Origin of the sequence: Kribbella sp. (genome assembly GCF_035655035.1) — a bacterium.
In the GTDB taxonomy this organism is placed as follows: domain Bacteria; phylum Actinomycetota; class Actinomycetes; order Propionibacteriales; family Kribbellaceae; genus Kribbella.
The window spans coordinates 1-2,093 of the sequence record NZ_DASRVN010000065.1 but is presented as its reverse complement, the minus strand read 5'-3'; the positions used below and the strand labels follow the sequence as shown (position 1 = coordinate 2,093).

The 2,093-nt window shown below is 70.5% G+C and carries 2 protein-coding genes and 1 pseudogene; 2 read left to right on the top strand and 1 reads right to left on the bottom strand.

The features are described from left to right. A partial coding sequence (locus VFF46_RS04000) for a LacI family DNA-binding transcriptional regulator (protein WP_325035635.1) occupies nt 1-318 on the bottom strand: 318 nt, incomplete at its 3' end. Nucleotides 319-396: 78 nt separating this feature from the next. Here VFF46_RS04000 and VFF46_RS03995 point away from each other — a divergent pair. Together VFF46_RS03995 and VFF46_RS03990 are read left to right on the top strand one after the other, a co-directional pair. Then, on the top strand, nt 397-1,695 hold the full coding sequence (locus tag VFF46_RS03995) for an acyl-CoA dehydrogenase family protein (protein WP_325035634.1): 1,299 nt from the start codon (nt 397-399) through the stop codon (nt 1,693-1,695). Continuing rightward, nucleotides 1,695-2,093, top strand: a pseudogene (locus VFF46_RS03990) (acyl-CoA dehydrogenase); the annotation flags it as partial. The gene VFF46_RS03995 and the pseudogene VFF46_RS03990, both read left to right, overlap by 1 nt.

Genomic DNA, 2,093 nt, shown 5'->3' with positions numbered 1-2,093 from the left:
GAGCTCGGCGTCCCGGTGACCGCCGGTGGTCTCGACGAGGACCGTCGTCCCGCGGTCCCGGGCGGCGCCGACGACCGCCTCGGCGAGGTCGGCGAAGTACCGCTCGCGAAAGCTCGGGACGGCCAGCGTGACGGTGCCGGTGCGGCCGGTGCGCAGTCGTCGGGCGGCGGTGTTCGGGCGGTAGCCGAGCGCATCGAGGCTGGCCTGGACGCGGGCCCGGGTCGCGGGGGAGACGTGCACGTAGTTGTTCACCACGTTCGAGACGGTGCGCTGCGAGACGCCCGCGTGCCGCGCCACGTCGGACATGCTGACCGCCACCCGCAGCTCCTTTCGCCGGCGGTCAGATTATCAACCTGGGACGTGACCTGAGTTGTAACTTCGGTTTACAGTAGCGCCATGAGCGTTCAGGGAAGGACCCGGCGGGACGCGATCGGAGTCGGCGTCGCGCTGCTGAACCGGCTGGCCCAGTGGCGGGCGATCGACCGGCTCGGGCTGCGGAAACCGGCCGAGCGAGCGGTGTTCGAGGCTACCAAGACCGGATTCCGGACGGCCGGCGCGCTGTCCCGCCGGTTCACCGCGGTCTCGAAGCTGGCGGCCCCGTCGCGGCTGCCCGCGGCCTACGGGACCGGCCGGTTCGACCTGACGCCGACCGAGGACCAGCAGTTGATGGTCGAGGTCGTCCGCGAGTTCGCCGCCGACGTACTGCGGCCCGCTGCCGCCGCGGCCGACACCGCGTGTACGACGGACGCGAAGATCCTGGACTCGTCCGCCGAGCTCGGGCTGAGCCTGATCGAGGTACCGGAGGAGCTCGGCGGCATCGTCACCGAGCGCTCCACGATGACCGGCGTACTGGTGGCCGAGGCGCTCGCGCACGGCGACATGGGCCAGGCCGTCGCGTGCCTGGCGCCGTCCGCGGTCAGTACGGCGATCTCGCTGTGGGGCGACGAGACGCAGCAGGCGACGTACCTCCCGTCCTTCACTGGTTCGTCGGTACCGGCGGCCGCGTTGGCGTTGCTGGAGCCGCGCGTGCTGTTCGACCCGTTCGAGTTGCGCACCCGGTACACCGGCGGGCTTCTGAACGGCATCAAGTCGCTGGTGCCGCGGGCCGCGGAGGCGGAGCTGTTCGTGATCGGCGCGCAGACCGACGCCGGGCCGCGGCTGTTCGTGGTCGAGCCGGACCATCCGGGCGTGACGATCGATGCCGAGCCGTCGATGGGCCTCCGTGCGGCGTCGCTCAGCCGGGTGATTCTGACCGACGTACCGGCGGTGCCGTTGGGGTCGGTCGAGGACTATGCGGAGTGCGTCCGGCTGTCGCGGCTCGGGTGGTGCGCGCTGGCCTTGGGTACGGCGCGGGCCGTGCTCGACTACGTGACGCCGTACGTGAACTCGCGCGAGGCCTTCGGAGAACCGATCAGCCATCGGCAGTCGGTGGCGTTCATGGTGGCGAACATCGGGATCGAGCTCGAGGGCATGAAGCTGGTCACGTACCGGGCCGGATCGCGTGCTGCGCAAGGGCTTTCGTACGACCGGGAGGTGGCGCTGGCGCGGCACCTCTGTGCGGAGAAGGGCATGCAGATCGGTACGGACGGCGTACAGCTGCTCGGCGGGCACGGGTTCGTCAAGGAGCACCCGGTCGAACGCTGGTACCGCGACCTGCGGGCCATCGGCATCATGGAAGGCGCGGTGCTGGTCTGATGATCAACCTCGAGACCCCTCGCAAGTTCAAGGCGTTCGTCAACCAGGCGCACCAGGTCGCGGCCGAGATGCTGAGGCCGAACTCGCGCCGCTACGACCTGGCCGAGCACGAGTACCCGGTCGAGCTGGACATGCTGGCCGCGATGGTCGACGGATTAGGGGCCTCAGGCACCGGTTCCGGCGCGGGCGCGTCCGGGGTACGGCGTACCGCAGCTTCGGAGGACGGAGTGGTGAACGGGTCGAACCTGTCGTCCGTCCTGTCGATCATGGAGATGTGCTGGGGCGACGTCGGGCTGCTGCTGTCGATGCCGCGCCAGGGCCTCGGGAACTCGGCGATCGCGTCGGTCGCCTCCGACGAGCAGTTGCGGCGCTTCGAGGGCGTGTGGGCGGCGATGGCG

Coding starts and splice junctions, on each gene's coding strand:
- VFF46_RS03995 (WP_325035634.1), top strand. CDS start 397: ATGAGCGTTCAGGGAAGGACCCGGCGGGACGCGATCGGAGTCGGCGTC.